Annotated in this window: 3 protein-coding genes; all 3 read left to right on the top strand. The window is 63.2% G+C overall.

Going from position 1 to position 2,803, the window contains the following annotated elements; translation table 11 throughout:
- On the top strand, positions 1-668 hold a 668-nt coding region (locus EOD15_RS32145), incomplete at its 5' end, for an MFS transporter (protein WP_148129749.1).
- 177 nt (positions 669-845) lie between these two features.
- The gene (locus EOD15_RS32140; protein WP_127322626.1) at positions 846-1,874 is read left to right on the top strand and encodes a LacI family DNA-binding transcriptional regulator; all 1,029 of its coding nucleotides are present in this window, start codon (positions 846-848) and stop codon (positions 1,872-1,874) included.
- A gap of 297 nt (positions 1,875-2,171) precedes the next feature.
- A partial coding sequence (locus EOD15_RS32135) for a substrate-binding domain-containing protein (protein WP_148129748.1) occupies positions 2,172-2,803 on the top strand: 632 nt, incomplete at its 3' end.

The following is a 2,803-nucleotide window of genomic DNA, read 5'->3' as shown; positions in this document are numbered from 1 at the left end:
CAATGGTGCCGCTGGTGCTGATGCTGCGGCGCGGTGCCCCGGCGCCGGCCGCCGGTTCGTCCGGAAGCCGGACCGTGCAGCCGATCTCGCTGTCGCCGGCGGCCTTGCAGGTGCTGCTGGTCCTCGCCGGGCTCGGCTGCTGCGTGGCGATGTCGATGCCGCAGGTGCATATCGTCGCCTATTGCATGGACCTTGGCTACGGCGTCGCACATGGGGCCGACATGCTGTCGATCATGATGGCGGGCGGCGTCGTCAGCCGGCTGGCGTCCGGCTTCCTCGCCGACCGGATCGGCGCCGTGTGGACATTGATGATCGGCTCGGTGCTGCAGTGCCTGTCGCTGCTGTTCTATATCCCGTTCGACGGGCTTGCCTCGCTCTATGTGGTGTCGCTGGTGTTCGGCCTGTCGCAGGGCGGCATCGTGCCTTGCTACGCGATCATCGTGCGCGATTACATGCCGGCCAGGGAGGCCGGCCAGCGTATCGGTATCGTCATGATGGCGACCATCTTCGGCATGGCGATCGGCGGCTGGATGTCGGGCTGGATCTACGATTTGACCGGTTCCTACGCCGCTGCGTTCCTCAACGGCATCGCCTGGAATTTGCTGAACCTGGTGGCGATCGGGCTGCTGTTCTGGAAGGCACGGCGCAGCACAGCCGTGATGGCCTGAGCTCACCGTGCCCAATGGTCCGGGAGCTGCGCGGCTTGACAACAACCCAAGGCTGCGCGACGCCGGAAGGCGAATGGGTGCGGCAACAGGCCGGTTTGGCATGACGACGGTGGCAAAGACCCCGAATATGATTCCAAAGGCGCTTGGCTGCACAAGCCCGTCGCCAGGAGTGCGTCCTTGACCAAGCCGCGCTCGCGCCGGGGCGGCGGCCGCCCGACCATCGCGGATGTCGCGCGCAAGGCCGGCGTCGGCGCCATTACCGTGTCGCGCGCCTTGCGCGAGCCGGAGCGTGTCTCCGTAGAATTGCGCCGCCAGATCCAGGCCGCCGTCGACGAACTGGGCTACGTGCCGGACCCGAATGCGCGGGCGCTGGCCTCGGCGCGCGCCGAGGTGTTCGGCGTGCTGGTGCCGTCGCTGACCAACAACGTCTTCGCCGAGGTGGTGCGCGGCATCTATGACAGCCTGTCGGCCAGCCCGTTCCGCATCCAGCTTGGCAACACCCACTATTCCGGCCTTGAGGAAGAGCGGCTGCTGCAGCTGTTCGGTTCGCAACGGCCAGCGGCGCTGATCGTCGCCGGCATCGATCAGACACCGGCTTCGCGAAAGCTGCTGGAAAGTGCCGGCTGCCCCGTGGTGCAGGTCATGGAAACCGGTCCCGACCCGGTCGACATGATGGTCGGCTTCTCGCATCTCGATGGCGGCAGGGCGGCGACCGAGCATCTGATCGAGGCCGGCTATCGCCGCATCGGCTTCATCGGCGCGCGCATGGACCCGCGTTCGCAGCGGCGCCTGGCCGGCTATCGCGCGGCGATGGAGGCCGCGGGCCTGTTCGACCCGCGCCTCGTCACCACCACGCCGGTGCTGTCCAGCGTGTCGCTCGGCCGCGAGATGTTCCGCGACGCGCTGGCCAAGGTGCCGACACTCGACGGTGTCTTCTGCAACAATGACGACATCGCCCTCGGCGTCTTGTTCGAATGCCATCGCGCCTCGATCGCGGTGCCGAAGACGATCGGCATCGTCGGTTTCAACGATCTCGACATGATGCAGGTGGCGTTTCCGTCAGTCACCAGCATCCGCACCCATCGTTATGAGATCGGCCGGCGTGCCGTCGCCATGGCGCTGGCGGCGATCGCCGGCAACAGACCGGAGCAACAGATCGTCGACCTCGGTTTCGAGCTCAAGCGCCGCGAGAGCACGGCGCGTTGAAACGCACAGGAGCGACTGTGCGAATGCCGGTTTACACGCCAATTTGGTAGCGCTACCATCTTTGTTTGACAGGCCCATGTGAAAGAGATAACGCCTGTTTATTATACATAAGCGACAACTGATACTTGTTTATTATGGATAATATGATAGTTTCAGCTTTGCTGACGGGGACAAGGGGAGGAACCGGGTCGGCCATTCACCGACCAAAGAAAGCGTGGCAAGGCAGGAGGTGCCGGGCATCGCGCGAGACTTCTCAAAGTCAAATAACAAACAGAACTGCAATTGGGAGGAATATCGATGATCAAGTCACTTGTTGGTGGCATCGTTGCCGCCACTGCATTCGTCATGTTGAGCTCGTCGGCGATTGCTGCGGGCCCCGAAATCGTCAAGGGTCCAGCGGCCGAGCCGGATTGCTTCGCACCCTGGGCTGCGGATACGCAGTTCTTTAAGTTCCCCAAGAAGGACGGCCCTTACCGCATTGCGCTCGCCAACGGCTATATCGCCAACACGTGGCGTATCCAGATGGTGCAGACTGCGAAGGCCTATGCAGCCCAGAAGGACGTTGCTGCAAAGCTGAAGGAATTCAAGGTCGTCTCGACCGGAGAAGACGTGCCGGCACAGATCTCGGCGATCAATAACTTCATTGATTCCGGCTATGACGCGATCGTGGTCAACGCCCAGAACCCGACCGCTTTCGGGCCGGTGATCAAGCGCGCCAAGGAAGCCGGTGTCATTCTGGTTGCCTTCGACAACATTCTCGACACCAAGGACGCCATCAACGTCAACGTCGACCAGAAGGGTCTTGGCGAGCTGTGGGGCAAATGGTTGGTCACGCATGTGCCGAATGGCGGCAAGGTGCTCGAAGTGCGCGGCGTTGCCGGGACATCGGTCGACACCGACCGCCACAACGGCATCCATGAGGCTCTCGA

Origin of the sequence: Mesorhizobium sp. M7A.T.Ca.US.000.02.2.1 (genome assembly GCF_003996995.1) — a bacterium.
Classification (GTDB): Bacteria; Pseudomonadota; Alphaproteobacteria; order Rhizobiales; family Rhizobiaceae; genus Mesorhizobium.
The sequence above is the reverse complement of the archived record's forward strand: the minus strand, read 5'-3'. Positions and strand labels throughout refer to the sequence as shown.